Annotated in this window: 16 protein-coding genes; 3 read left to right on the forward strand and 13 right to left on the reverse strand. The window is 69.0% G+C overall.

The window, feature by feature from the left end; genetic code table 11:
* Positions 1 to 151: 151 nt before the first annotated feature.
* Positions 152 to 1201: a DNA-binding protein gene (locus C2U31_RS20410; protein ID WP_103274448.1), complete on the reverse strand. Its 1050-nt coding sequence runs from the start codon at positions 1199 to 1201 to the stop codon at positions 152 to 154.
* Between the two features lie 187 nt (positions 1202 to 1388).
* On the opposite strand from C2U31_RS20410, the gene C2U31_RS20415 reads away from it, so the two are divergent.
* From C2U31_RS20415 to C2U31_RS20425, 3 genes are all read left to right on the forward strand, one after another.
* Positions 1389 to 2507, forward strand: coding sequence for a site-specific integrase (locus C2U31_RS20415; protein ID WP_103274449.1), 1119 nt, complete (start codon positions 1389 to 1391; stop codon positions 2505 to 2507).
* Between the two features lie 108 nt (positions 2508 to 2615).
* Positions 2616 to 4187 (forward strand): diguanylate cyclase, encoded by a 1572-nt coding sequence (locus C2U31_RS20420; protein WP_369869681.1) that lies wholly within the window; start codon positions 2616 to 2618, stop codon positions 4185 to 4187.
* Positions 4188 to 4379: 192 nt separating this feature from the next.
* On the forward strand, positions 4380 to 6146 hold the full coding sequence (locus C2U31_RS20425; protein ID WP_103274450.1) for a diguanylate cyclase: 1767 nt from the start codon (positions 4380 to 4382) through the stop codon (positions 6144 to 6146).
* A 78-nt stretch (positions 6147 to 6224) separates the two neighbouring features.
* Here C2U31_RS20425 and C2U31_RS30620 read toward each other — a convergent pair whose 3' ends face one another.
* The 12 genes from C2U31_RS30620 to C2U31_RS20480 all read right to left on the reverse strand — a co-directional run bounded on the left by C2U31_RS30620 (position 6225) and on the right by C2U31_RS20480 (position 25653).
* Positions 6225 to 6374, reverse strand: a complete 150-nt coding sequence (locus C2U31_RS30620) for a hypothetical protein (RefSeq protein WP_158658427.1) — start codon at positions 6372 to 6374, stop codon at positions 6225 to 6227.
* Between the two features lie 232 nt (positions 6375 to 6606).
* The gene (locus tag C2U31_RS20430; RefSeq protein ID WP_158658428.1) at positions 6607 to 7050 is read right to left on the reverse strand and encodes a type II secretion system protein N; all 444 of its coding nucleotides are present in this window, start codon (positions 7048 to 7050) and stop codon (positions 6607 to 6609) included.
* Positions 7051 to 7120: 70 nt separating this feature from the next.
* On the reverse strand, positions 7121 to 7708 hold the full coding sequence (locus C2U31_RS20435; RefSeq protein ID WP_103274452.1) for a type II secretion system protein J: 588 nt from the start codon (positions 7706 to 7708) through the stop codon (positions 7121 to 7123).
* 4 nt (positions 7709 to 7712) lie between these two features.
* Positions 7713 to 8099 (reverse strand): type II secretion system minor pseudopilin GspI, encoded by a 387-nt coding sequence (gene gspI, locus C2U31_RS20440; protein WP_103274453.1) that lies wholly within the window; start codon positions 8097 to 8099, stop codon positions 7713 to 7715.
* Positions 8086 to 8577, reverse strand: coding sequence for a GspH/FimT family pseudopilin (locus C2U31_RS20445; RefSeq protein ID WP_103274454.1), 492 nt, complete (start codon positions 8575 to 8577; stop codon positions 8086 to 8088). Before C2U31_RS20445 ends, gspI begins: the two co-directional genes overlap by 14 nt.
* 142 nt (positions 8578 to 8719) lie before the next feature.
* Positions 8720 to 9298: an RNA polymerase sigma factor gene (locus C2U31_RS20450; protein ID WP_103274455.1), complete on the reverse strand. Its 579-nt coding sequence runs from the start codon at positions 9296 to 9298 to the stop codon at positions 8720 to 8722.
* 40 nt (positions 9299 to 9338) lie between these two features.
* Positions 9339 to 9965, reverse strand: a complete 627-nt coding sequence (locus tag C2U31_RS20455; RefSeq protein ID WP_158658429.1) for a transposase — start codon at positions 9963 to 9965, stop codon at positions 9339 to 9341.
* 88 nt (positions 9966 to 10053) lie between these two features.
* On the reverse strand, positions 10054 to 10641 hold the full coding sequence (locus C2U31_RS20460; protein ID WP_158658430.1) for a transposase: 588 nt from the start codon (positions 10639 to 10641) through the stop codon (positions 10054 to 10056).
* A gap of 152 nt (positions 10642 to 10793) precedes the next feature.
* Positions 10794 to 11780, reverse strand: a complete 987-nt coding sequence (locus C2U31_RS20465) for a FecR family protein (protein ID WP_103274458.1) — start codon at positions 11778 to 11780, stop codon at positions 10794 to 10796.
* Positions 11781 to 11891: 111 nt separating this feature from the next.
* Positions 11892 to 12407: an RNA polymerase sigma factor gene (locus tag C2U31_RS20470; RefSeq protein WP_103274459.1), complete on the reverse strand. Its 516-nt coding sequence runs from the start codon at positions 12405 to 12407 to the stop codon at positions 11892 to 11894.
* 17 nt (positions 12408 to 12424) lie between these two features.
* Positions 12425 to 13132: a TonB C-terminal domain-containing protein gene (locus C2U31_RS20475; RefSeq protein WP_233772435.1), complete on the reverse strand. Its 708-nt coding sequence runs from the start codon at positions 13130 to 13132 to the stop codon at positions 12425 to 12427.
* 188 nt (positions 13133 to 13320) lie between these two features.
* Positions 13321 to 25653, reverse strand: coding sequence for a filamentous haemagglutinin family protein (locus C2U31_RS20480; RefSeq protein ID WP_103274460.1), 12333 nt, complete (start codon positions 25651 to 25653; stop codon positions 13321 to 13323).
* Between the last annotated feature and the right edge of the window lie 112 nt (positions 25654 to 25765).

Consider the following 25765-nt stretch of genomic DNA (forward strand, 5'->3'; position numbering starts at 1 on the left):
GGTCGTCTGTTCGTCCGGGCGGCGTCGGAGAAGTATGAGGATGGCGCGCCCGCCTTGGCTGGCTGCGTCGAGCGCTCATCTTCCGCGGCATGCCTGCCCATAGAAATCAGACAAATCTGAAAGTAATTCGCGGCTTGCCCGCCTCTCCGGCTCAGTCGCTCCCCTGCCCGGTCGCCATTTCCGGAGCGGCCGGCGCCGGCGTGGTCAGCATCATCAGATGCCGGGTCAGCGCGGCCAGTTGCCCATCCTGCTCCCGGATCCGGGCCTGCAGCTCGGCCGTCTGAGTCTGCGCCGCGCTGCGTAGCTGTTCCAGGCTCTCTTCCCGCGCCCTCGCGCTCCCGGCCGCCAGTTCCGCCGCCGAGTGCGCCGCGGCCAGTTCCGCCTCCAGCCTTGTCAGCCGCGCCGCCTGTTCGGCAAACCGGGCCTGGGCCTCGCGTTCCCCGGTCTGCTGGCGTTCCCCGGCGCGTAGCAGCTCTGCCTCCAGCGCGGCCGTCTTGCGTTGGCTCGCCGCGACGGCCTCGTCCAGCTTGGACTGCAGGCGCTTGGCGGCGCTGCGTTCCGCGTCCAGTTCGTTGAGCCAGCGGCGTTCATGCGCGGCGTGGCGGGATTCGAGCGCGGATTGGGCCTGCGCATGCGCGTCGCGGGCTTGTTCCGCCTGCGCCTGCAGCGCCTGTTCCGCCGCGCGGGATTCGGCCAGCTGGGCCTGCGCGGCATCCCACTGGGCATCACGCTGGCGCAACTGCGCCTCGGCCGCGCGCAGGCGCGACTCGGCCGCTTCGAGCTGTGTGCCGGCCACGGCCAGGCTCAGCCGCATGTCGTCTTCCCGCGCCGCCAGCGCCAGGGCATGCTGGCGCAGGCGTTCGGCTTCGTCGGCATTGGCCTGCCGCTGCGCCGCCAGTTCGGCTTGCGCGTCGCGCTGGGCGGCGGTCTGTTCCGCGCGCGCCAGCTCCAGCGCGGCGTCCCATAGACGCGCCACCGCCTGCGCGACCGGATCGGGCACGGCCTCCTGGCTGGCGAAGGCGCGCGGATCGCGGATGCGCGCGCCCAGCGCCTTGAACCAGGTCTCCAGATAGGGGCTGACGGTGTTGGGCGAGCCCCGGCCGATCTTCTGCCGCACTCTTTCGATGGTGGGGCGCGCGCCTTCCAGCAGCAGCGCGTCCGCCGCCGTCCAGACGTCTGATTCCGTGATTCCGGTGGCCATAGTGATCTCGTTCGGTGTTTTTGCCTTGCGCAGGGCTGGAATTACTCACGATAATGGAAGCTTATCGTGAGTAATCTGGCAGTTGTGTTAGATATCAAACACAATACATATTAAATAATACATAAGCAAGATTTTGGGCCGATTCCCGGCCGGAAATCGCCTTGCACACACGAAATCACCTCGTTCCATGAAACTGAAGCCCTTGCCCGCCCTGCCCCTGCTCGACCCCGCCGTTCTGGACCGCAGCGCGGACGAGGCCGCGCGCGCCCTGATGCGGGAAGGCAGTTCGGCCAATACGGCGGCCAGCTACCGCGCCGCGATGCGTTACTGGGCGGCCTGGTTCGAACTGCGCTACGGCCGGCGCTTCGCCCTGCCCTTGCCCGAGACCGCTGTCGTGCAATTCGTCGTGGACCACGCCCGCCGCCAGACCGAACAAGGTCTGACCAACGAAATGCCGGCCGCGCTGGACCAGGAACTCGTCCGCCTGAAGGTCAAGGGACGCCTGGGGCCGCCGGGCCTGAACACGGTGCTGCAACGCGTATCGGTCCTGTCCAAGGCGCATGACACGCTGGGGCTGCCGAACCCGTGCCGCGCGCAGGGGCTGCGCGATCTGCTCGCCCGCACCCGCCGCGCGCATGCCCGGCGCGGCGCGGCGCCCGCGCGCAAGCCGGCCCTGACGCGCGAGCCGCTGCAGGCGCTGTTGGATACCTGCGACGATTCGCTGCGCGGACTGCGCGACCGGGCGCTACTGCTGTTCGCCTGGGCCAGCGGCGGTCGGCGCCGCTCCGAAGTCGTGCGCGCCACCGTCGAGAACACGCCGCGCGGCGAGGACGGTTTTCTTTATCTGCTGCGCCACTCCAAGACCAACCAGGCGGGCGCCGCCCGGGCCGAGGACGCCAAGCCGATCGTGGGAGCGGCGGCGCGGGCCCTGCAGGCCTGGCTGGATGCCAGCGGCATCACGCAAGGCCCGCTGTTCCGCCGGATCCGGCGCGGCGATGTGCTGGGCGAGCCACTGGCCGCCGCCGCCGTGCGCGATATCGTGCGCCAGCGCTGCGAGCTGGCGGGCCTGGACGAAAGCTATTCCGCGCACAGCCTGCGCTCGGGCTTCATCACCGAGGCCGGTCGCCAGCAAGTGCCATTGGGCGATGCCATGGCCATGACGGGCCACGCCAGCGTGGCCACGGCCATGGGCTACTACCGCGCCGGCGCGGCGGCCACGCTGAAGGCCGCCCGCCTGTTCGATCTGGCGGCAACGGAGCAGCCGGCCGCCCCGCGAGACGCCGGCGATGCCGGCGCCGCCCGATAGCGCAACGACCTGGAGGGCGCCGGCCCGCTCCTGATTACAATCTCGCTCGTAATCCCCCCTCTCTCTACAAGCTGACCCGTCACGTGGCCGCCGCGCCCGCACCAAGCCATGTCCGCCACGTTCTCGATGCGTATCCATCTGCGCGGGCTGGTGCTCGCCCTTACCGTCTTCAGCGCCATTGCCGCGACCGCCAACGCCCTGTACGCGAGCTACTGCGTGCAACGCGACCAGCTCATCGCCAACACGCTTGAGTCCAACCGCGTCTATGCCGCCAAGCTGGCCGAGAGCGCGGCCAACTTCCTGAAGGGCGCGCAGCAGCAACTGCGCTACAGCGCCCAGCACGTGGCCGACGCGTTGGACTCGCCCGCCGCGCTCGAGGCCGAGGCGAGCCGGGTGCAGGAACAGAGCGACAGCTTCAATTCCGTGGGCATCGTCGGCGCGGACGGCGTCATCCTGGCGGCCTCGCGAAACTTTCGCGGCTTTCTCGGCGCGCGCGTCGACAGCCCGGGCAGCCGGGCCGCGCTCCAGGCGCGCCAGGCGCTGATCAGCCCGCCCTATGTGTCGATCGCCGGCAATCTGCTGATCACGCTGTCGCACCCGATCTACTCCCGCGATGGCCGCTATCGTGGCTATATCGCGGGTTCGATCCACCTGCGCAACGAGAGCGCCCTGCAGGAACTGCTGGGCCGCCACCATTACCAGGATGGCTCCTATCTGTACGTGGTGGACCGGGACGGCAAGCTGATCTACCACGTCGATCCCAGCCGCTTGGGCGAGGATGTCTCGCACAATCCCGTGGTCGCCGCCGTCAAGCAAGGCGAGTCAGGCGCACGCCGCCTGCTGAACACCAAGGACGTCGACATGCTGGCGGGCTACGCGGTGGTGACGAGCAGCGGCTGGGGCATCATCGCCCAGCGCCCCACGGCCGTCACGCTGGAACCGATCCAGGAGCTGATCTGGGCCCTGCTCGGCTATGCCGCGCCCCTGGCGATCGCTTTCCTGCTGGCGATCTGGTGGTGCGCTCGCATGATCTCGCTGCCGCTCGCGCAGCTGGCGACCAATGTGGAACATCACGATGTGGCCGTCGCCATGCAACGCGTCCGGTCGGTGAAAGCCTGGTACTTCGAGGCCGAGCGCCTGAAGCATGCCGTCATCTGGAGCTTCACCAGCCTGCAGGAGAAGATCGGCAAGCTCAACCTGGCCAGCATCACCGATCCCCTCACCGGCCTGCGCAACCGGCGCGGCATGCAGGACGCCGTCGAGCAAATGCGCGCCTCGGCCATCCGCTATGGCGTGATCGCGCTGGACATCGACCACTTCAAGAACGTCAACGATACGCATGGCCATTCGACCGGCGACGAGGTGATCCGGCACATGGCGCAGATCATGCGCGAATGCTCGCGCCCCGCCGACGTGCTGTGCCGCAACGGCGGCGAGGAATTCCTGATGCTGCTGCCCGGCGCGGGCCTGAAGGAAGCCGGCCTGGTGGCCGAGCGGCTGCGCAAGCGGGTCGAAGCCTGTCCAATGCCCGGCATCGGCGGTATCACCGTGTCGGCTGGCGTGGCCTGTTGGCAGGATTTCGGCGCGGAGCCGGCGCAGGCCTTCGCCGAGGCCGACGCAGCCCTCTACGCCGCCAAGCAAGGCGGCCGCAACCGGGTCGTGCTGCAAGGCCAGGCCTGAGCGCCGCATGGGCGCGCATCGATGCGCGAAGGCGCAACAATCTGATGAAAATCCGAGTTCTGTTGAAACTTAAAGATTTATTCTGATATAGCGTTTCAAAATTGCGACGGCTTGCGCGCGCTTGGCGCTCCTGCTGCAGCAATTCAAGTATTCTGCGCGGCACAGACATTGTTTTAGGGCCGGTTTTTCCGTATGTTGCGCAGTGCCTACGCCCTCAAATCCTTGGAGCGGTATTTCCTGATACTGGCCACGGGCGTGGTCTTGCCGGTATCCGTGCTCACCGGCATCGTGGTCCAGCAGAACTGGCGCGCCTACGCCTCGACCGCCGCCGCCTCCACCGCCTTCACCGCCGTGCGTTGCACGTTGCAGACCATGGAGCTGGTCTCGGCCGAGCGCGGCCCGATGAACGCCGCGCTGGGCGAGAACCTGCCGGTGCCGCCCGCCCTCCTCGCCTCGCTGCGGGATGCCCGCGAACGCAGCGATGCCAAGCTGGCCGAGTTGCTGGCCCTGTACCGCGCGCCGCTGAGCCCGCACGGCGCCAAGGAATTCTCCAACATTCAACGCATCCGCCAGGCCCTGGCGATCGCGCGCGCGAACGCCGACCTCGCCATCGACGCGCCGCGAGGCGCCAGGTCTGGCCAGAACGTGCGGTCCGTGGTCGACGGCATGGTGGATGTGGTGCCTGAATTGCGCACCGGCATGGTCGAAAGCATCGGCATCGTGATGCGCAACCAATCCGACGCCTCGGACATGATGGCGCTGGCCATCCTGGCCGGCGAGCTGCGCGAACAGGCCGGCCTGCTCGGTTCGACATTCACTCCCGCTCTGAGCCGGCACCGGGCATTGAACGATGCGGACCAGCTGAAGATCGAACGCGTGCTCGGCCGCATCGAGGAGTTGCAAACCCTGATCGACGCGCGCATTTCCAGCATTCCGGAATTGCGCGGCACCATTGCCTACATGGACATGAAGCACCTGTACATGGGCGATGGCATCGCCTATATCGAGCGGCTGCGCGAACTCGCCTCGCGCGGTCCGGCGGGCGCCGGGTTGACGACGCGCGAAGTGGCCGACGCCTACGTGCCCCTGATGCGCTCGATCACGCAATTCCGCGACTTCATGCTGGACCGGGTGGAGCAGCGCATCGCCGCTCAGCGCGCCTCCTCGGTCCGCGTGCTGCTGGCCACGCTGGCCGCCGCCGCGATGCTGGCCGCTGCTCTGCTGCTGTCGCTGAGCCAGTTCCGCAAGCGCGTCATCCGACCGTTCGTGCAGGCGACGCGCATCATCGGCGCTATCGCGGACGGCGGTCCCGTCCCCGCCATTCCACTGGACCGCTACCGGGGCGAGATCAACGGGATGTTCAGCGCCCTGAGCGTCCTGAAGGACACCGCCGCCAGCAAGTCGCGGCTGGAGTCGGAGCGTGACCGCCTGATACTGGATCTGGCGACCATGGCCGAGACGGATTTCCTGACCGGCCTGCTCAATCGCCGCGCATTTGAACGACGCTTCGAAGAGACGCGCGAGCGCTGGCGCGGCGCCGACCCGGTGCTGGCCTTCATCCTGTTCGACATCGATCATTTCAAGTCCATCAACGACACCTACGGTCATGCCGCTGGCGACGAGGCGCTCAAGGTCGTCGCCGCGCTGTGCGCCCGCAACTTCCGCCACGCCGATGTGGTGGCGCGGGTCGGTGGCGAGGAATTCGCGGTCCTGTGCCACACCAGCCAACCGGGGCAGGCGCTGGAAATGGCCGAGCGGATGCGGCAGGGCATTGCCCAGGCTAGCGTGACCAGCTGCGACGGCCGCCGCTTCGGCATGACCGCCAGTTTCGGCGTGTCGTATGTGGAATGGGGAAGCGGCGCGGAACACGCCGAAACGCTGTTCCGCCGCGCCGACGAACTGCTCTACCAGGCCAAGATGAGCGGACGCAACCGCGTGCTGCTGGACCGGGCGGATTGAAAGGCGCGGCGGGCCGGAAAAGACGACGGCCGCCGCCGGTGAGAACCGGCGGCGGCCGTGATGGGCCAGGAGGCGGGTTTAGTTGGCGTCGCGCTGGCCGTCGGAACGTTCCGAGCCCTGGGTTTCAGCCGAAGCCGGAGCGGCCTCTGTGTGCTGGCCCGTGTCGGGCGCCTTCCAGTTGAGCGGTGCGACTTCGAATTGCCATTTGTCGCCGAGCTTGCGAAACATGAATGCTCTCCTATTCAAGGCAGTGGCCTTCCCGCCAAGACACAATGCGCAGGGTGTCGGGCGGGCCGGATGCGTGCTGCTGCGGGGGGAGCATCGGACGGCCGCGCCATGGAGATGAGCTGCGATCAACATGACTTGCGCACGAACAGCGCGCAACGTCAAATGAATGCAACATAGTGGATTTTAAAGCATTATTACCACAAAAAGCAAGCATTTTGACGACTGAATGGCTTTATTGGCGCGCCGCCGCCGTCAGTCCGCCGCTGGCGCTGTCCTGCAGTGCGGGCATGGGCAGGCGGATGCGCTCGCCCGATTGCTCCACGATCAGCGCCTGCGCCTCGATGTCCGCCAGGCGCGCCGTGCCGGTCAGCGCATCGCCGATCGCATAGGCCTGCGGCGGGCCGCCGTTGACCGAGAGCACCGCCGCGCCACGGCCGGCGCCGGACAGCGCGCCCGCAACCCTCACATCCAGCCGCGCGGCGCCGGGCGCCAGCCACGCGGCGGCCTGTTCCGCGCCGCTTGGCGGCACCCCGGCGCGGGCGGCGGGCGTGGCGGCCTGGGGCAAGGGCTCCATCAGCGCCCACCCCCACCACGCCAGGCCCGCGAGCGCGGCGGCCATCAGGCACAGACTGGCGGCGCGGGCGGCGGACAAGGAAGGCATTCTGATTTCACGCATGGGCATATGACTCCTGGGCCGCGTGGCCAGGTGGCGCGCGCGAAAATTGCGGTTGCATTGATCTGCCGCATTAGTGCAGCGCGTACACGCGGCGATAGCGTTGCAGCTCGCCCGGCGGGCCGCGCGCGATGATCAATTCCAGCCCGGTCGCGGCGGGCGCGTCGCCGGTTGGAAACGCGCCCCACCCCCTGCCTGGCACCCAGACGCGGACGTTGAACTCCTGCACCTCGTCCAGCACGGTTTCGCCCGGACCTGGCGGCGCCAGCGGATAGCGATCTCCAGAGGGACCGGCCGCGCGCAACAGCTTGCGGCCATCGCGCTCCCACAGCACGCGCTGCCAGCCCGCCGCCGGCCCGGCCATGCTGCGCATCAACTCCACGCTGCGCAGGTCGGACTGCGCGGCGCGCAGCCGGATCGCTACGCCGCCGAAGTCCTGGCCGGCGGCCTGCATGGGGCTGGCCCGCAACGCGACGTCGCGCTCGAACTGGTCGAACACGCGCTGCAACGCCGTGATCTCGTCGCTGCGCGCGTCCAGCTTGCGGCTGGTCAGCGAGACGCTGTCGATCGCCCGCCATGACAGCAGGCTGATGATGGCCATGATCATGATGGCCACGATCACCTCGATCAGCGAGAAACCGCTCTGCCGGCGCCGGTCCATGGGCCTATCTCTGATTGTCCAGCGCCGCGCTGAGCGTGGCCAGCCGGGGGCCCGCCTGCCGGTCGCGGAACACTTCCACGGTCGCCAGGCGGGATCCTCGCACCACGTCGGTCAGGCGCGTTTCGCATACCAGCGCCAATCCGCCCTGCGGACAGGGCGCGCGATCCCGGCTTACCGTGGCCACGGGCGGCGCCAGCTGCAGCTCAACCAGCCGGTTCTGCGCCGACATGAGCGCCAGCGCGCGGTCGCGCAGCACGCCATTGTTGGTGGTGAGCATGCCGGTCGTGCGCATCACGGCGGCCAGCGCCACGCTGACGATGGCCAGCGCGATCAGGATTTCCAGCAGCGTGAATCCCCGCTGCCCGCCGGCCCCCGCGCTACTGGACCACATAGCGTCCGCCGCCGGTGCGCCGCAAGACCACTTCGGCCGCGCCGTTGGAGAGTTTCAGCTGCCAGGGCTCGCCGAACCATTCGCCATCCAGCGTCACCGGCCTGGCGGGCGTCACGCGCACCTCGCCCGATTGCCAGCGCTGCGGGCGCAGCGTGGCGTCGCGTTCGAAGGCGTCCAGCCGCGTCATGTCCAGCGTCGGCGCGGCGTCGTCCAGCGCCCAGGTGCCGCGCGTGTAACGGTAGCCGGACAGATCCGCCTGCCAGGCGATGGGCCGGCCGTCGGCGCGCGCTTCCTGCTGCGCGGTCTGCATGCGCAGCGCCAGCTGCTGAGCGTCGTCGCGCAGCCTGCGGGCCGGATCGGAACGGATGGACAGGCCCAGTGCGGCCGTGGCGATGCCGACGATGACCAGCACCACCATGACCTCGACCAGCGTGAATCCCTGCTGGCCTGCTGTGTCGCGCGGAGGATTCCTGGGCATGGCGGATGGGCTCGAACGGGGGCTGGACGGTGACGGGGCGGCCACGCCGGCTGCGCGCGGCGGGCAGGTGACGAAAATCGTAGCGACCCCATATGAAGGATTTGCGTCCGCGGCGACAGATTCGCCTGCGCGCGCGGCCGTTTCACTGCGCGCGTGGCGGCGTCGGACAGGCCAGCCTGTGCGCATACCCCGCCATGTGCCGGCCTGCATCGCGCAGGTGCCGCTGCACGATGCGCGACGACAGGCCGTAGCGCGAGGCCGCCGCGCTTTGCGGCAGCCCTTCGATGCGCACGTCGATGTACACGGCGCGCTGCTGCCTGGGCAGCGTGTCCACTTCCCGAAGGAAGTCGCGCAATGAGGAACGCGCCTGCGCGATCTGCTGCGGGCCGGGCGCGCCGTCCTCGACCTCGTCCGGTTCGAGCTCGGGACCGCCCGCGCGCCGCAACTGCTCGGCGCGCAGGCGGTCGATGGCGATGTTGCAGGCCATGCGGAACAGGTAGGCGCCGGGGTTGACGACGCCCGCCGCGCCACCCGGCTCCGGCGCCGGCCCATCCGCCAGGCGCAGCCAGGCGTCGTGCAGGCTGTCGGAAGCCAGGTCTTCGCAGCCCAGGCGGGCGCGCAGGCGGCCGATCAGCCGCGCGTAATTGGCGACCAGGAAATCGCTCAGACAGGCCCGGACATCGCCGGACGCGGAGGGGCGGCGGGCGGGCGTGACCGTCATGCCGATGCTGTCCGTCGGACGGGAGCGCGATGCCACGGCGTCAACGCGCGCCGGCCAGGCCCGCGTTCACCGCGTAGCCCGCAACGCCTCGCGCAAGCGGGCGCTGTCCGGTGCCGGCCGGACTCCTGGCTGCCCGCTTGCGCACTGCCCAGCTCGGCGGCGTCAGCAAGCCGTCGTCCAGCGCCTGGTGCAGCACCTGCACGATCTCCGGGCGCCGGCCGATCAGGTCCAGCTCCCGGTCCAGGTCGGCCTCCTCGTCGGCGCCCAGCCCCTGCGTCAGGCCGGCGAACCAACGGAACAGCAGGTTGTAGGCGATCTGCTCCAGGAAGTAGCGGCGGCTGCCCACCGGATACAGCAGCTGCAGGATGAAGGCGCGGCACAGCACCGCCGCGTCGGTGCGCAGCGCCAGCTGCGCGACGGCCCGCTCCAGCATGGCGGCATGGCCGCGCAGCACGTCGTCCACGTGTTCGCGCAGGCCCACCAGGGGATGCCTGGGCGGCACGAAGCGGGTGAGCTGAACCTGCCCCATCCAGGCCTCGTGCGACACCACCCACACCCAGGGCGAGCCATAGCGCGACACCGACACCGGAACGCGGCGGGCGCTATCCAGCACTTTGGACAGCTTGCGGTCCAGTTCCAACATACTCACGGTGACGATGGCTGACACGGCGATCTCCTTGCAGGGGTCCGGCAGGGGCCGGCATTGCGGTCTTTCTCTAAGACGATTCCTAGAAGAAAAATCCGCCAAATCCGTCTCAACCGCCCCGCACGCTGCGGGCCCGCCACTCCCTCAACAAAGCCTGGTTCAGCGGTATGCCGGTAGCCTGCGCGATCGGCGCCACCGGCGCGCCGAGCAGCAGTTCCTCCAGGATGGCCACCAGCTCGGCGCTGGCCAGCACGCGCTCCAGCGAATATCCAAATTCCTGCGGCGTCCAGATCTGCTGGTCCAGGGACAGGCCGACGAACCAGCGGAATAGCAGGTTGCAGGAGATCTGCTCATGCAGCGCGGCCTCGGTTTCCAGTCCGTACAGCAGCTGCACCGCCAGCGCCCGCAGCAGCGGCTGCGCCTCGATGCGCAGCATGGCCCGCAGCGCCGCCGCATGCAGGCGCGGCTGGCGCTCGCGCATCGCCATGTCCAGATGCTGGCGCACGGCGGCCAGCGGATGGCCGGCCGGATTGAAGTCGATGCGGCGCGTATTGCGGGTCCAGACTTCGTGCGAGACGATCCAGACCCAGGGCGAGCCATAGCGGTGCACCGACACGGGATGCTCCCAGGCGGAATCCACCACGGCCGACAGGTTTTCCTTCAGCTCTCGTATGCCTATGTTCGGTTTGCGCGACACTGCTGCTCTCTCCATCGCGCAGCCGCGGCCCGCGCCTGCCTGGCGCTCTGCTACCGGGTCTGCATGGGTAGGACGAGTTTCGCGGCGCAAAACCGACATGGCGCAGGCAGGTCCGCGCGGCTGGCCCATGAGCCGGCGCGCGGGGCGCCCGCTCAGCTGAGCAGGACGACGTTGCCGGGCAGCCGCGTGGCGTTCAGGCCAAAGGCGCGCTCGATCTGCACCAGCACCTTCTCCATGTCGCGGATCTCGAAGCGGCCGCTCATGGCGCTGGCGCCGCGCTTGCCGTCCAGCAGCACCACGTGGCCGCGCCGGTAGCGGTTGATCTCGGCCACCACGGCCGGCAGCGGCGTCTGGCGGAACACCAGCGCGCCCTGCCGCCAGGCCGAGGTCTCATCGGGGTCTATCGTCTGGATCGCGCCCACCTGCTCGCGGTCGTAGCTGACCTGCTGGCGCGGCGCCAGGACCAGCTCGCCGCCCGCGTGCGACAGCGCGACCTCGCCGCCGACGCAGGTCAGGCAGACGCTGCTGCCGGTGCGACGCAGCTCGAACTTCGCCTGGCTGGCGCTGGCCTTGCCGGCGCCGGCCAGCACCGTGACCTTGCGGTCGGGCGCCAGCGCCTCGAAGGCCGCTTCGCCCGTGATCAGCTCCATGCCCAGCGCGCCCGCCACATCCGGCCGCAGGGCGATGCTGGTCTGCGTGTTCATGTCGACCTGCACCTGCCGGTCCAGGCCGAACTGGCGGCGCCCGCCGGTGTCGGTGCGGTAGTCTGCGTCCCACTCATCGAACGAGCGCCACAGGCCGAACGGCGGCGCCACCACCGCGGCGATGGCGGCGGCGGCCGTGCCGCCCAGCGCCGTGCCCAGGAACGCGCGGCGGCCCCAGGCGCGGGCAACCGGGCGCTCGTGGGACGCCCGCGCCGTCTGCCGCTGCAACTGTTGCGCGGCGGGTCCCACCTGGTTCCAGAACCGCAGTTCCAGCGCGAAGGCGGCGGCATGCGCCTCGCTGGCCGCGCACCACAGCTTCAAGGCCTCGGCGTCATGCAGCGTGGCCTGGCCGGAGGCCAGCAGCCTTATCCAGGCACGGGCCTGGCGCTCGATGTCCGCCTGTCTGCGTCGGGCGTCGCGGGATGCACTCTTCATGACGATTCTCTCTGTACGGCGATGCCGGCATGGAGCGGCGGCGCGCCGTTATTCCCCTTGCTACCCCTATGACGGTTCTCGCAGCCGGAATCCGCCTTGGGGATGCGTTTTTTATGGTGACAATAAATTACGGACGCGCGTCGCACAGTGCTCGTGCGCGCTGCGCAATTCGCGCTCCACGGTGCGCAACGACACGCCCATGCGCGTCGCCACCTCGGCCTGCGGCAGTCCTTCCAGCCGCACGGCCAACAGCACCCCGCGCTGACGCTCGGACAGCTCGCCCATGACCCGCACCAGCGTGTCCAGTTCCTCGCGGCCTTGCGCCGTCTGCGCCGGACCGGGCGCGGGGTCGGGCAAGGCGAGCAAGGCCTCGGCCTCGCTGGAGGTGAGCCGGCGGTTTTCGGCGCGCTGCTGGTCCACCGCCACATTGACCGCCATCCGCAGCAGGTACGCGCCCGGGCTGTCGACCGGCCCCAGTTCGTCCTTGCCCTCCAGCCGCAGCCAGGTGTCCTGCAAGGCGTCGCTGGCCATGTCGGCGCAGCCCAGGCGCCGCGTCAGGCGCGCCTTGAGATCGTCGTAGCGCTGCAGCATGAAATCGCGCAGTACGGCCAGGCTGGAAGGCATCATGGATCCGGGTCAGGCGCTTAGCGAATGACGCAGGCGCGGTCGTGGTCGGCCGACTGCGGCACGATCAGCATCACGAAAGGCTGCGCCAGGCCCTCGGGCGGCGCCTTGCCCAGGGCGATGCCGTTCAGCGCCTGCGTGATCGCCTCGTCGCGGTCCGCGTCGCCGCTGGAATCCAGCAGATGGGCGTCCCGCACCCGTCCCTGCTCCGACACGCCAAAGCTCACCGCCGCCCGGAAACTGCCCACGGCCAGCGCCGGCAGGCCGCAGAGCGCATCGCGCACTCCGGCCTGGATCAGGCCGTAGTAACTGCGATAGAACGACCCGGTGGGATTTGCCGGCCGCCGCGCGACGGCCGGCGCGGCCGGCTCGGGCTGCAGCACCACGGCGTTCGTCGCGGTGTACTCGGCGACCAGGCCAGAACCTTCGATCAGCATGCGCAAGGCAGCCTCCGGCGTATGGATTCCCTTCACGGCGGCCGAACGCCGCCCCACGGTCAACGCTGCGCGATACACCACCGATCCGCCCGTCACATTGCTGTACTGTTCCAGCGCGGCCTGCAGCGGCTGGGCGGGAATGTCGAAGGCGAAAATGGGCCGAGGCTCGGGCGGCGCCTCCGCGGCCAGCGCGCGCCAGCAACAGGCCGCCAGCAACAGCAGCGCCGGCCAGCGGCGCGCGCGCCATAGTGTGCGCGTGCAGCGGGCCGCCTTCGAACGCCAAAAAAACATACCCCCCCACGCCGCACGCACGCGGTGCGCTTGCTGCCCCCAAGGACGGAGCGCCACGCGCCTGCCGCGCAAGCGCCCCGCCCATGCCGCGTCCGGCGGGCCGGGAGCCGGCCGGACGCGGTGGCGATCGGTGAACAGGCAATGTAGTAATGGCGTATGACTGCCGCGTGACAGGAACGGCGCCCGCTTCAGCCTCCCGACAGCCTGCGCCGTTCGGCGTCCGTGAGCCTTGCCCGCTGCGCTTCCGGGATGTCGCCGTTGCCCAGCATCTGGAAGACGCTGCGCGGGTCGTAGCCGCTGGCGCTGCCGTCGCGCCGTGGCGGCTGTCCGGCGGGCGCCGCGCCCTCCCCGGTCGCTCCGGACGCCGGCTCGTTGCCGTAGCCCAGGATCTGCACCGAGATGATGGACGGCAGGTTCTGGCGCGCGGATGCCTGCTGTTGCCGCGTCATATCCTGTGCGCTTTGCGTGGCCGACGACGCGGCCGAGCTGGCCGAGGTCAGCGCGCCGGTGTTCACCGTCGCCGTCGCCGGGATGCCCTTGGATTCGCCCTGGACCTGGATGTTGGCGGCATTGACCACGTGCAGCGCGGCGATGTTGATGTTGCCCGACACGCGGATGCCGGCCTCGCCCGGATCCACCGTGCCCAGCGGCGCGACCAGGTCGACGTCGCCCTTGGGCACTTCCGGGATCGGATTCAGCGTGCTGATGCCGGCGCCGGTGCTGGGCACCGTCGGCGACAGGCTGACGTTGCCCACGGCGTCGTACAGCCGGCGCTGCGGCGTGTAGACCACCGTGCTCTTGGCGCCTCGGCCGCTGTTGATGTCGCCTTCCGCCGACCAGCCCATGATGTGGCCGCCGAACGTGGTCATGACCCGGCTCTGCCCCAGCAGGATGCTGCCCTTGGCGTACATCTGGATGTCGCCCGCGCCCTGCGTCACCACGCCGGCGGTCGACGGCGGCGCCATCCCTTCCACGCCGAAGATCATCTTGCCGCCCGGCGCCAGCAGGTGGATCGGACCGCCGAACAGCGTCTGGATGCCGGAGCCGCCGAACAGGGTGATGTCGCCCTGGTAGCGGATCGGGCGGCCCTGCGCGTCGGCTTCGGGGAACAGCGAGGCGATGGCCTGCCGGCCGCGCACGTAGCTGCCGGGGCGCGGCCCCGCCGCGTCGTTGTACTCGCGCCCGCCCTGGGTCAGCTCGGCGTAGTAGACCTGGCGCAGGAAGATGCGCTGCTGCTCCGGCGGCAGCGCGTCGAAGTAGGCGCGCGCCTGGTCGGCCGGGCCGTCGTAGCCTTGGAACGCGCGCAGCCAGTCGGCCAGTTCGCGCTCGTAGGTCTTGATGGCCTTGCCTGGCTGGCTGGCCAGGGTCTGGCCGGGGTCGGCGCGATTGGCGGGGTCGAGGTAGCGCCGGGCGAAGGCGGTGTAGTCGCCCTCGCCGCCGACGCTGACGACGATGCCGGCGCCGCCCTTGCCGGTGGCGGGCTTGCCGTCGATCAGGCCGACGCTGCCCAGGCGGCCCCTGTCTTCCTGTGTCAGGTTGCGGCCGGCGATGATCTCCAGCCAGCCCGGCCCGGCAATATCGACATTGGCGTAGAGAATGTCGCGGCCGGCGGCGATCCGGGAAACGTCGTTGGGTCGCTGGTTGAGGATCAGGCCCTTGAGGTTGACGATGTCGCGGCCAGCCTGGATCCAAGCCGGACGGGCGGCGCGATACTGATTGCCATCGATGGACGTCACCAGGCTGCCTGTCTGCAGGCCAACGATGTCCATGCCCGCGTAGTAGCGGGCGATGCCGGCGTCGGACTGCGGCGCCCGTCCTGCCGCCGTGTCGAGCCCGAAAGCGAACAAGGCGCCGGGAGGCGCGATGGCGTTGGTCTTCCGGATGGCCGACCCGCCGACATTCCATTCGACGAGATAGGCGGGCCGCTCCGGCGTCGGCATGACGGCGGGGGCCGCGCCCGACATTTCAGTCGGCATGCCGCCAGCGTTGAGCGAACGGGCGGCGAACAGTTCCACCCGGCCGTTGGGGCCCGGCGCGAAGGTCCACGCCGCGCCGGCCGTATCCTTCCGGGGAGCGTAGTAGATGCTGCCGGCCGATGCGACCGCACTGAAGCGGGACGGATAGAGAAAACTCTCGCCCATCAACCCGCTGTTGAACATCAATGGAAATGCGTTGGTGCCGTCGACATGCTGAGTCGAGATCGGCGTCAGCGATCCGCCGGCGGCATGAAGGTCGATGCTCGTGCGATCGGTCCACAAGCTGAACCAGCTCTGCGCGCCGCCGCCGATTTCCGTGCCGCCGCTGATGAGGCGCGTACCGCCAAGAGGCCGGTTGCGGCCGGCGTCGCCGACGCCACCCAGCACCAGATCGCTGTTCGTTGACAGGCGCGCCGTGGCGTCCCCCGGCACAATGACTATGCCCCCCGAGGGCAGGCCCAGCGTCGGTGAATCCGTATTCATGGGCCGCGAATCCGACGGATCGGGCACCATCCGCATGGGATCCACACGCCCGATGCTACGTGCAGACACGTCCAGAGCGCCGCGCAGGTTCGTCAGCACGCCGTTCATGTCGCTCGTGACCCCGCCATTGACGGCGCCGGCGGCATCGTAGCTGGACGTCGCCACGGGATTCAACGCGCCGTTCACCTTCAGGCTGAGGTCTCCCCCGCCCGTCGTGACGCGGGCGCCGTCCGGCGTGATCCGTCCCGTGCTTCCCACCGCCAGCACCAGGCCGTCGCTATAAGGGAAACGGAAGGAGGATGTGCTGCCGGGCTTTCTCTGGATCCCCGCATCGCCGCCCACCGCGACATCCACATTGCCGCCGCCCAGCGCGCCAATGCCGGTGAAGCCTTCTATCGTGACGCCCGGCTGGCGAATGGAAGAATAGAACGCGGTCGGCACATACGTGCCGAAATTGATCCACCACGCGGTGCGCTGCCCCAGGTCCTCGCCGCCCTGCCGCCACAGCCAGGTACCCGTGTAGCCTCCGCTCATCCAGCCCGATCCGCGCTTGTCGGACAGCTCCGGCCCGCTGGCGATGCCCCGGGTGGCGGCACGCATATTGCCCTGCACGCCGATATAGACGTTGCCGCCCTGCTCCGGGTACCAGGCGGCGTACTGACCGCCCGTCACCAGCGGTTCGTAGCGGGCCGACCCCGCGCCCAGGACGGACTCGCGGCCATTCGCCAGGGACTGGTCCGGATCGCTGGCCCGCTTCAGGTTGTAGGCGTCCTGCCCCAGGGCATTGAGGACGGGGTTGCCATCGTGATCCCGCACGGGGCCGGACTGCGTGCCTGCCGTGTAGATGCCGTAGAACGAGGTCTGGCGGAAGTCGCCGCCGGACAGGATGTCCAGGTCGCCCTTCCCGGTTCGGATGACGCTGAAAATGGGCGATTCGCCCAGCCGTCCTCCCGACAGGTCCTGCTGATAATGCAGATCCGCCAACCGGACCTGACCGCCACCGGCCAGCTGCATGGACGGCAGCAAGGCGCGCGTGTCGGCCGACGCCAGATCCGCGCCGCCGGCCAGCCGAAGGCTCCACGACTCGGTACCGGCGGGCAACATGGGCGCGACGGCCCAGATGCGGCCCTGCTTGCCATTGGCGTCCAGATCGCGCAGGGGCACGCTGCTGCCGGCAAAGCGCAACGTCGAACCCGATGGCAGATAGGAACCCGGCGCCAGGGTCAGGTTGCTCGACAGCGCAGGCTGCATGTCGAAGATGCCCAGCGACGTGCCCTTGGGCAGGGTGAAAGGCGCCACCGTAATGCTCTGGTCAGCCATGAAGCCGGCGGCCAGCGTGGTTCCCGGCTCCAGCAGCAGGTTGGCGGCGACGATGGTACCCGCGGCGTAGACCGTGCCGTCGGGCGTGGTGACCGCGCCGCCCAGCACCGTGCCAGCGCGCAGGTTGAAATAACTCTCGAGTTGGACCTCGGTCGGCATGCGCACGCGGGCCTTGATGACGCTGGAGCGCAGCGGCGCGTCGAAGTTCAGCGATTCTCCCTCGACATTGGGAAACGTCGTGGTGACGCCAGCCGCGGCGCCTCGCAGGGTGATGCTCTTGGGCACGATGATGCTCTGCTGCCACAGATCCACGCCGTTCGGATTGTTCGTCGCCAGCCGGCCCACCAGCCTCCATGCGCGGCTGTCTTCATCCGTGCTCAGGGGCGGTGCGAAACCGTCGTTGATGCTGCCGTAGACATTGAGATTGCCCTTGGCCCGTATCAACAGAACGCCGGGCTCGCCCATGCCGCGCCGGGCCGGGTTGGACGGATCCGCGCCCGGACCATAGCGATAGCCGGACAGGTCCAGGTCCCCGCTGATCGTCAGGTCGCCGTCGGCCGTCGCGCTGCTGATTTCCACGCCGGGACGCAGACGGTACGGTCCCAGGGCGGCAAGCCGGCCGGACAGCGCGGCGTTGTTCAACGCCCCGTTCATGTATGTCGTATTGTCCCGGTGGACACGATCGAGATAGGCCTGGGTGATCTGCTGGGGTCGCCTGCCGTTGACATCGGGCACGCCGGCGGCCGGCGCATCGATGTAGGTGGCGTAGTCGAACGCATTGACCGCCACGCGCATCGCGCCCGCGATGCGGGGCGCGCCCAGCACGTCCAAGGCGACGTCGTTGGCGCCGATGCGGGAGGCGTTCAAATCGACGGTGCCGCGGGCGCGGCCGTCGTTCCTGCCAGGGCCCGTCCCCGCGGGTGCCGCGGTGCCGGCGCGAAGGTCCATTTCCGCGCCCGCCGCCAGGATCAGCCGTCCCTTGCGCGACGTCAGATCGATCACGGCGCGGTTCGGGCTGTCGATGATGGCGCCGGCGCTGTCGACGCGCAGCAGCGTTCCGTGCGCATCAAGCAGCCCGTTGAGAACCAGATCGTTCATGGCCGCGAGCCGGATGCTGCCCACCTGTGCGCCGCTGGCGTCGATCTTGCCATTGATGCGCAGGCTGCCGCCGTCGGCGGCGATGACGACGTGCCGGGCGCGGACTTCGTCGCCGACCGTCAGGTCCCCGATCCTGGTCTGGAAACTGCGGGATCCGGTGACGCCGGTCTGGGTGAGGCGGCGATTCAGACCGCCGAAATCCTCGATGGATTGCCCTTTCAGCTGGATGCCGCCGTTTTCGAAGGGCACATAGGTGCCGCCGGCATCGTATTCGCCGCTGGCGCTGCCCAGCAGTTGGCCTCGCAGCGCGATCAGGCCGGCCGTCGCGCCCGTGGCCGACGCGCGCAGGCTGCCTGCGTGGTTATAGGCGGCGGAAACGTCCACGACCGATCCGGCCGACTGAATTATGTTGCCCGACTTGCTTTCCAGCTCGACATCGCCGCCCCAGCTGTAACGGGTCTGGTCGAACAGCGTCGTGCCGCGCCCGGCCATGTCGATGCGCGCGCCGTCGCCCAGCGTGATGTCCCGTTCGGCCCGCACGCTCAATTTGCCGCTGGGCAAGGCGATGGCGCTGTCCAGCGTGACGCTGTCCGCGACCAGATACAACGATCCGCCGATGGCCGCGGCGCCGACCGCCTGTCCCGCACCCGACAGGCGCAGCGCGCCGCCGGCCGTGATGCGGGACACGGACGCGGCTTCGCCTGTCAGCAGCGGCGTGCGCAGCACCAGGTCGCCGCCCGAATAGGAAAACGCGCCGTTCGAGTAACTCCCGCGAGACTGATAGACGCCCACACTGCCTTCACCGTTCGCGGAAATGCGTTCCGTCGCGTCCAGGGTCACCTGGGAGAAACCCAGCGCGAGGCGTTTCATGTTCAGATGCGGCGTCAACGGCGTTCCGTTGGCATCGCCCAGCATGATGCGGCGGGCGCGCAGATCCAGACGACCGAGTCCGGTTCCGGCCCCGCCGGCAACGATGTCCCCCGCGGGCGCATCCGCCACGCCGTTCCAAACCAGCGTGTCGGTGCTCACGCTCGCGACATCGCCGGCCGCGCCCAGTCCATACATGGCAGGCGTATTGAACACCAGTTGCTGCAGGCTGGATTTTCCGGTGGTGGGATCCAGCGTGCTCAGATTCACCGAACCGAAGAAATTGACCGAGTTCTTCATTGAGAAAATGACGCGCTCCAACGCCGGCGCGCCCATTTCCCGATCGCCGATCAACAGGCGGCTCAACAGGGTCTGCGACAGTCGCAACCCCGGCGGCAGCACGCCGCGCGCGGCAGCGTCGGCCAGCGCCGCCTCGTTGCCCACGTTCAGGCTGTTCGCCGCCAGCACCAGATTGCGCGTGCCGTAGCGCAGCGCATCGTGGACAATCAGGTTGCTGGTGCCGATGGCGATCGTGCCGTCCGAATAGAGACGTGCGGGCGCCGCGCAAGCCGCGACGGCGCAGTCCGCGCCCAGTTCGATCCCCGCCTCCTGACTGCTGACGCCATTGGCGAAATCCAGCCAGCCGTTGGACACCGCCAGCACATTCACGCTGCTGTCGGATTGGCCGTAGCGATAGCCGTTGCGCGAGTCGTAGGGCGCGGCGCCCATGCCCAGCGTATTGATGATGGCTCCGCGCTCCACCACGATCGATTTGGTGTCCGATGTCATCAGCAGGACTTCGGGAGCTCGCAGCAGCGCTCCGCTGCGCAGGTAGATATCGTCGCCGCGCACGTCGAATCTCAACCGGTCCGGGCTGATCGAGGATTGAGCGGTCGAGCCTCCGATGGAAATGCGATCGGCGCCCAAGGCGTTGATATCGGCCGCCCGGACCGAGGCGCCCAGGAATCCGGGCGTGGCGCCGTCCTTCACGATTTCCAGCGGCTGGTCCGCACGCACGATTACCTGGCCGCCATAGCCCTGCGCGCCTCGGTTGGCGCGCATCACGCCTTCGAATCGGAACGCCGTCGCGCCTGCGCTGTCCGCGTCCGAGAGGAATCGCAGTTCGAGCGCAGAGACATCCTGAGGCGACCACGCACGCGGCAGCCCCTTGCGCGTCGCGTCCGCCAAGACGTAGGCCTGGTAGTCCATCTCGTTGTATTGCGCGTGCCGGCGCAACACGTCGCCCGGCGTGATCAGCGCCTGACGGGGCCAGCCGTCGCCGGTGCCCGTGCCGGCCAGCCCGCGCGTCGCCGTCACCGTCCAGGATCCGCCGCGCAGGCCGACAGGCGCGAACGGCTGCGCATTCGCCCCAACCTCGACGCGGAAAGCGCCGGGCAGGAGCGCGTAGTACGCGGGGAGCAGCGTATAGGTGCCCGCCGCCAGACCGGGCACGCCCGCGCCGATGGTGATGGTTTCTCCGGGCAATGGCCGGGATCCCGCGTAGCCGGCGGAGGCATCCCTCGGCGCCAGCGGCGCATACCGGTCGGGCAACCCTGGCAAGATGGCATAGACCGGGCGGGCGTCCAGCGTCGGCAGTTCGAATTGGCCTGATGGCGGGTCGAACCGGGGCAGCGGGTGGTACATGGGATCCGTGGAGCCGCCTCGTCCGCTGACGAATGCCGCGCCGGCCAGCGTGCCGCCGCCGGAAACATCGATCACCGCGCCCGGATCCACGCTGAACGAGCGGCCCGTAAGCACCACGCCGTGTTCCATGTTGCCGATGCCGTTCTTGCCCCCTACCGAGCCAAGCTCGACGGTCGCGCCGTTGTACAGGTAGCTCAATCCGTCGACCGTGCCGCCATAGGGTATCGTCGCGCCCCTGGCGCTGACGGACGTCAGGCTGCCCGGCAGCAGCCGCACGCTGCGATTGATGTTGGCGCCGGTCGAGCCCAGTTGTATCGCGCCCAGCGGCGCATACAGGACGCCGCCCTGCTCCACCGTCGGCGCCATGAGCGCCAGCCTGCCGAACGCCGACAGCGGCGTGACGGCGGACAGGGACCCGTCCACGCGTTGCACCCGCAATGCGCGCTCCGGGTCAAAGGTATTCGCATCCCTGACGCCGGCCACCGCGAGGCCGGCGGAACCCGTCGCGGGATAGATGCGCTGCGCCGCCAACAACAGGTCGCCGCTGGCGAGCATGGCGCCGGCCGAGGGAAAGCCGCCGAATGGCAGCGAAGCCGGGGTGGCCGCCGTCGAGGACAGAAAACGCAGATCGCCCCGGCTGCGTAGTTCGACCAGGCCGTAGCCACGGCGGTCCACGGTTTGTGTCATGCCGCCATTGAGCGTGACCGCGCCCTGGATGCCCGTGCGGACGAAATCGCGGATGTCGATATGGTCTGCTTCAACGCCGAGCCGCGCGGCGTCTCCTTGCCCTGACGCCCGCCATTCTTCCAACGAGGCGAATACCGGCAGAGGCGGAGTCGACGGGGGAAGCAGACTGGTGCGTCCGCTCAGCAGCACGTAGGGCGCGGCGAGGCGAACCGTGGCGCCGGCCCGCGTATTGCCGAGCGCGCCTTCATACAGGTTGATGGCCCGGCGCAAGCCCAGATCCACATTGCCATCGAAAGTGACGAGGTCCCGCGCCATCAGCGACACTTCGTCGAAGCCGCCGGCCAGGATCTGATCGACGCCGATGCGGCCCTGGCCATAGCTCAGCGTGACCGAATCCGGCCGCGCGCCGACGGGCAGCAGGCTGGCCCCGCCGGCTTGGGCGACCACCAGCTCCCTGGGGCGGATCATTTCATCTGGCGTACCTGCGTCATAGAGTGGCGTTTCCAAGCGAAGCGAGAGCTTGCCGCCCGGCGCATCCGGCGTGCCGCCCGCGGCCCGCATGTCGCCGTCGAGATAGAGCCCTGCCGTCGCGGACAGCGCGATTTCTCCGCCCTTGCCTCCGATGCGCGTGTGAACGGCCGCCGCGCCCGGCATCGGGACATCGACATCCATGCGCGTTCCCGACGCGTCCAGCACCGCCCCGGGGCGGATCACGACGAATTCGCCGTCCAGCGCGATGCGTCCGCCGTCCCGCTGCAAACCGTATTGGCGTCCCGCCGTGTCTATCCCGGTCGCCGAGATGCCCGCGACATCCAGCCGCGCCTGCCCGTCCAGCCAGATCGAATTTGACAGTCCGCCCTTCTGCAGCTGGATGCCGACAACCGGGTCCGCCCCTCGCGCCGCCTCGATACGGCCGCCCGGCGCGCGCAGGGTTCCGCTGATGCGCAACATGCCGCGCGACTGCAGCTGGATCACCTGGCCGGGGTCCACCTCGACCAGCGCGCCCGCGCCGATGCGCAGGCCGCCTTCGGACTTGGGCTGGTACGGCGCGAAGGCGCTCAGGGACACGCTGGCGCCCAGGCGCTGGGACATGCGTCCCGCGAGCGGGTCCTCCTGGAACACGGGAGGCGTCCACAGTTCCAGCGCGTCGGCCACGCTGGAAGCACCGGCGTCAGGGTTGACTGAACGCGGACGATAAACCGGCATGACGGGGCGGACCATGGCGCCATCGGCGATCTCCAGGCCGGCATTGCCGTTGATCTCATAGCGCGAGAATCCCTGCGCGAACAGACTTTCGGACAATACGATGACGCCAGGCTGCGCCGCGCCCGCACCGCCGATCCGCACCTTGTCGCTGGACAGCCTGAAGGTGCCGCCACCCGTCACGCCATAGGCATGGGCCGTGCCATCGAACGTGACGCCGACGCGACCGGGCGCGGGCGCGCTGCCATCCGGGGAAAGAGCCAACTCCACTCTGACGTCGCCGCCCCGGCCGCCGATCAATTTGCCGGATGCGGCGATTGCGGCGCCGGAATCCGCATTCAGCACGCTGCCTTTCCCGACCCGCACGTCCTCGGTGCCACGCAATACGATCTGTCCGCCGTTGCGATATGCCAGGTCGCCGGCTGTCGCGGGATCGCGCCTTGCGTTGACCCACGCGCCGCTGACGTCGAGCAGTACGCCCGGCGCAACGATCAGGCGGGCCGACGCGTTGGCGACCGCTGGAATCATGGCATCCCGATCGATGCCTTCGTACACATTGCCCGCCGCGATGCGACCGCTACGCGCGCTCAGGTCCGACGCAATCGCCACGTCAGGCGCATACAGCTCTATCTGGCCGCCATTCGCCACGCGCAGGCGGCTTTTCACCGACACGGACTCCGACGCGACGGCGGTGATCTGCCCCAGACCGATACCGTTCAGCCTGCCGGCGTCCAGGGAAATGCGGCCGTTTCCAAGCGCTGGCAAGGGATCGTCCAGGTTGACTGCCAGCGCGCCGGATGGCTGTCCGTCCTGGATAGAGATATTTCCCGTCGTGGCATACAGATCGTAGCCCCAGCGCACCTTGCCGTTCTGTTCGAAGCTCTTGGCCTGGTATCCGCCGATGACCAGCTGGCCTGCCAGTGACCGGGCCAACTGCGATTGCCGGTAGCCCGTTTGCTGGCGCACGCCGGCGTCGATGTTCTGTCTGGCCTGCGTTTGATAGACGCCTTGAAACGCCTCGCCGATGATGTCGCCATCGAGAACGGCGGTTTTCGTCGATACGACCAGCTGACCGGCGTCGCGGCCGGCGGTATAGCCTTCTTCGTAGCGCTGGCGCGGCCCGATCAGCGGGTTGTGGAAATAGCGCGTGCCCTTGTCGCCCCAACGCGCATGGACATCCTCGAAGCCCTTGTACAAGCCCTTGTACAGCAGATCTCCCGGCGCACGCGATATTTCGTACAGCCGGCCGTCCTCGCCGCGCAGCCAGCTTTGCCTGAGATAGCCGCTCTGCACGTCCAGCGTGCCGCCGGAGATGTTGATCTGGGAGCCGGCGCGACTCACCAGCTCGCCGCCCGCCACGGTGACGATGCCGCCCACCGCCGCCCATTCGCCGACGCCATGCTCGGTGGTGCCCAGATAGCCGCCCACTTCCAGCAGGCCACCCGGCGTATACCAGCGCTCCCGCTCGTAGCCGTTGACGCCCTTGGCGATCTGGATCAGCGTGCGCCTGTCCACCCAGACATCGGTGTTGTTCAGTGTCTTGCCGTCCCGGCTGACCGGCGCATCGCGCTGTTCGTTGCCCTGGATATTGACTTTGACGTTGTTCGACTCCATGGCGAGCTTGACGCCGACAGCGCCGGCCACGTCCAGGACCGCGCCGTTTTCCAGCAGGGTGCGCCGCGCGGCGGACACCGCGATCTGGCCGCCGGTCGCCAGGGCCATCGCGCCGCCTTCCACCTGCACCGTTCCGCCGCTGGTCATCTCGATGCGCGACTGGTCGCGCCGGTCCGGCACGGAGCTAAGATGATCGAACGCCTGTCCCGCCGCGCGATAGCCGTCTGCCGCGCTTGCCGGAAGCAGCAAGGCATCGCGCTGGGCATCCAGCGCGCGCCCGCCGTCGGCCTCAAGTAGAATTGCCGTGGCCGAATCGCGGCCCAGCACGATCTTGCCGCCGGTATCGCTGGCCGAGTTGAGCAGATGCACCGTGCCGCGCGTCGTTACCGTGGTGCTGGATACCGCGACGCCCAGCTGGCGCACGTCATGGCCCGTCAGCGTCACGTCTCCGGTCGGAGCCTGGATCAATCCCGTATTCGCCACCAGCCCTGCTTCACTGTCGGCCCTGCGGCGCGCGGACACCTCGTTGCCACGGGTCGTCGATATGCTGTTGGCGTCGGACGCCAGGCCCTTGCGGATGATGAAGCTGTCTCCGGCGGCCAGCAGCGTCTGGCCGCCCGGCGTCGTGATCTGACCGGCATTGTGCGTCTCCCGCCCCAGGAGCAGCACGTAACCGCCGCCCTGGGTGACCGACTCGGGCTTGCCCGTCTGTATGCGCGCGCCTGCTTCCACGCGCACGTCGCCCGTCGCCTTGCTGAACGTCGCGGCGTCGCCGGCGCCGGCCAGATCGTTGCCGAAGGCCGGCGTCATCCGCTCCTGGACCCCGCTGTCCACCTTCGCGCTGTAGATGCCCTGCCTGAACTGCGCATCGCTCATGCCCACCGCGGCGGCGACCAGGTTGCGGGTATTGACCTGGCTGGTGCCGCTGAACACGATGCCGTTCCGATTCACGACCATGACCGTGCCAGCCGCGTCGATCTGCCCCTGGATCTGGCTGGGGCGGGCCTTGGGATCGTTCACCCGATTCAACACCGCCCAGGACGCTTCCTGTTTGAAGGCCACCGTCGTCTGGCGGCCAACGTTGAAGGTCTCCCAGTTCAGGATGGCGCGCTCGCCGGTCTGTTCCACCGTGACGACGGTACGGCCATTCACCTGAGCCTGCGACTTGTCGGTCAGCGCCTTGGCGTTCTCCCAACCCGCCGTCAGCGGATTGCGGTCCACCTTCAGTCCGCCTTCCGCCATTCCGTCAGGCACCGCCGACGCACCGTTGAGCGCGGCCTGGCGCGCGGCGGCCTGGGCCGATTGCTGGGCCGCGATCATGGCGGCTGTGCGGTTCAGGTTGACCAGCGACCGTTGCAGCTGATCCTGCGAGCGCTGTTGCTCTCGTTGCGCGTTCGGTATTCCGGCAATGCCGCCGCCCGGCAGCCGGCCCGTGGCCGCCGCCTGCGCCTGGGTGGCGCGCTTGTCGGCGAACCAGCCGGGGCTGAAGGCCGGTCCCGCCGCCGCCGCCGATCCGGCCGTCATGGCCAGCGCCATCGCGTGCACGACCGGCGCAAGCCGGAACTTCGCCACGCCCTGCCCCTGGTTTTTTCCCTTTCGCCCTGCCGTCAAGCCCACGCGTCGATTCATGCCGTATCTCTAGTGTGAAATGCCGCCGCCCGTCGGGCGGCCTTGCCTAGTCCCATTCATAACGGCCGCGCGCATGCTGACGCCGCGCTGACCGCTACAGCTACTCGCATGA

The organism is Achromobacter sp. AONIH1, from assembly GCF_002902905.1.
Lineage (GTDB): Bacteria > Pseudomonadota > Gammaproteobacteria > Burkholderiales > Burkholderiaceae_B > Achromobacter.

Coding starts and splice junctions, on each gene's coding strand:
- C2U31_RS20410 (WP_103274448.1), bottom strand. CDS start 1,201: ATGGCCACCGGAATCACGGAATCAGACGTCTGGACGGCGGCGGACGCG.
- C2U31_RS20415 (WP_103274449.1), top strand. CDS start 1,389: ATGAAACTGAAGCCCTTGCCCGCCCTGCCCCTGCTCGACCCCGCCGTT.
- C2U31_RS20420 (WP_369869681.1), top strand. CDS start 2,616: ATGTCCGCCACGTTCTCGATGCGTATCCATCTGCGCGGGCTGGTGCTC.
- C2U31_RS20425 (WP_103274450.1), top strand. CDS start 4,380: ATGTTGCGCAGTGCCTACGCCCTCAAATCCTTGGAGCGGTATTTCCTG.
- C2U31_RS30620 (WP_158658427.1), bottom strand. CDS start 6,374: ATGTTTCGCAAGCTCGGCGACAAATGGCAATTCGAAGTCGCACCGCTC.
- C2U31_RS20430 (WP_158658428.1), bottom strand. CDS start 7,050: ATGCGTGAAATCAGAATGCCTTCCTTGTCCGCCGCCCGCGCCGCCAGT.
- C2U31_RS20435 (WP_103274452.1), bottom strand. CDS start 7,708: ATGGACCGGCGCCGGCAGAGCGGTTTCTCGCTGATCGAGGTGATCGTG.
- gspI (WP_103274453.1), bottom strand. CDS start 8,099: ATGTGGTCCAGTAGCGCGGGGGCCGGCGGGCAGCGGGGATTCACGCTG.
- C2U31_RS20445 (WP_103274454.1), bottom strand. CDS start 8,577: ATGCCCAGGAATCCTCCGCGCGACACAGCAGGCCAGCAGGGATTCACG.
- C2U31_RS20450 (WP_103274455.1), bottom strand. CDS start 9,298: ATGACGGTCACGCCCGCCCGCCGCCCCTCCGCGTCCGGCGATGTCCGG.
- C2U31_RS20465 (WP_103274458.1), bottom strand. CDS start 11,780: ATGAAGAGTGCATCCCGCGACGCCCGACGCAGACAGGCGGACATCGAG.
- C2U31_RS20470 (WP_103274459.1), bottom strand. CDS start 12,407: ATGATGCCTTCCAGCCTGGCCGTACTGCGCGATTTCATGCTGCAGCGC.
- C2U31_RS20475 (WP_233772435.1), bottom strand. CDS start 13,132: ATGTTTTTTTGGCGTTCGAAGGCGGCCCGCTGCACGCGCACACTATGG.
- C2U31_RS20480 (WP_103274460.1), bottom strand. CDS start 25,653: ATGAATCGACGCGTGGGCTTGACGGCAGGGCGAAAGGGAAAAAACCAG.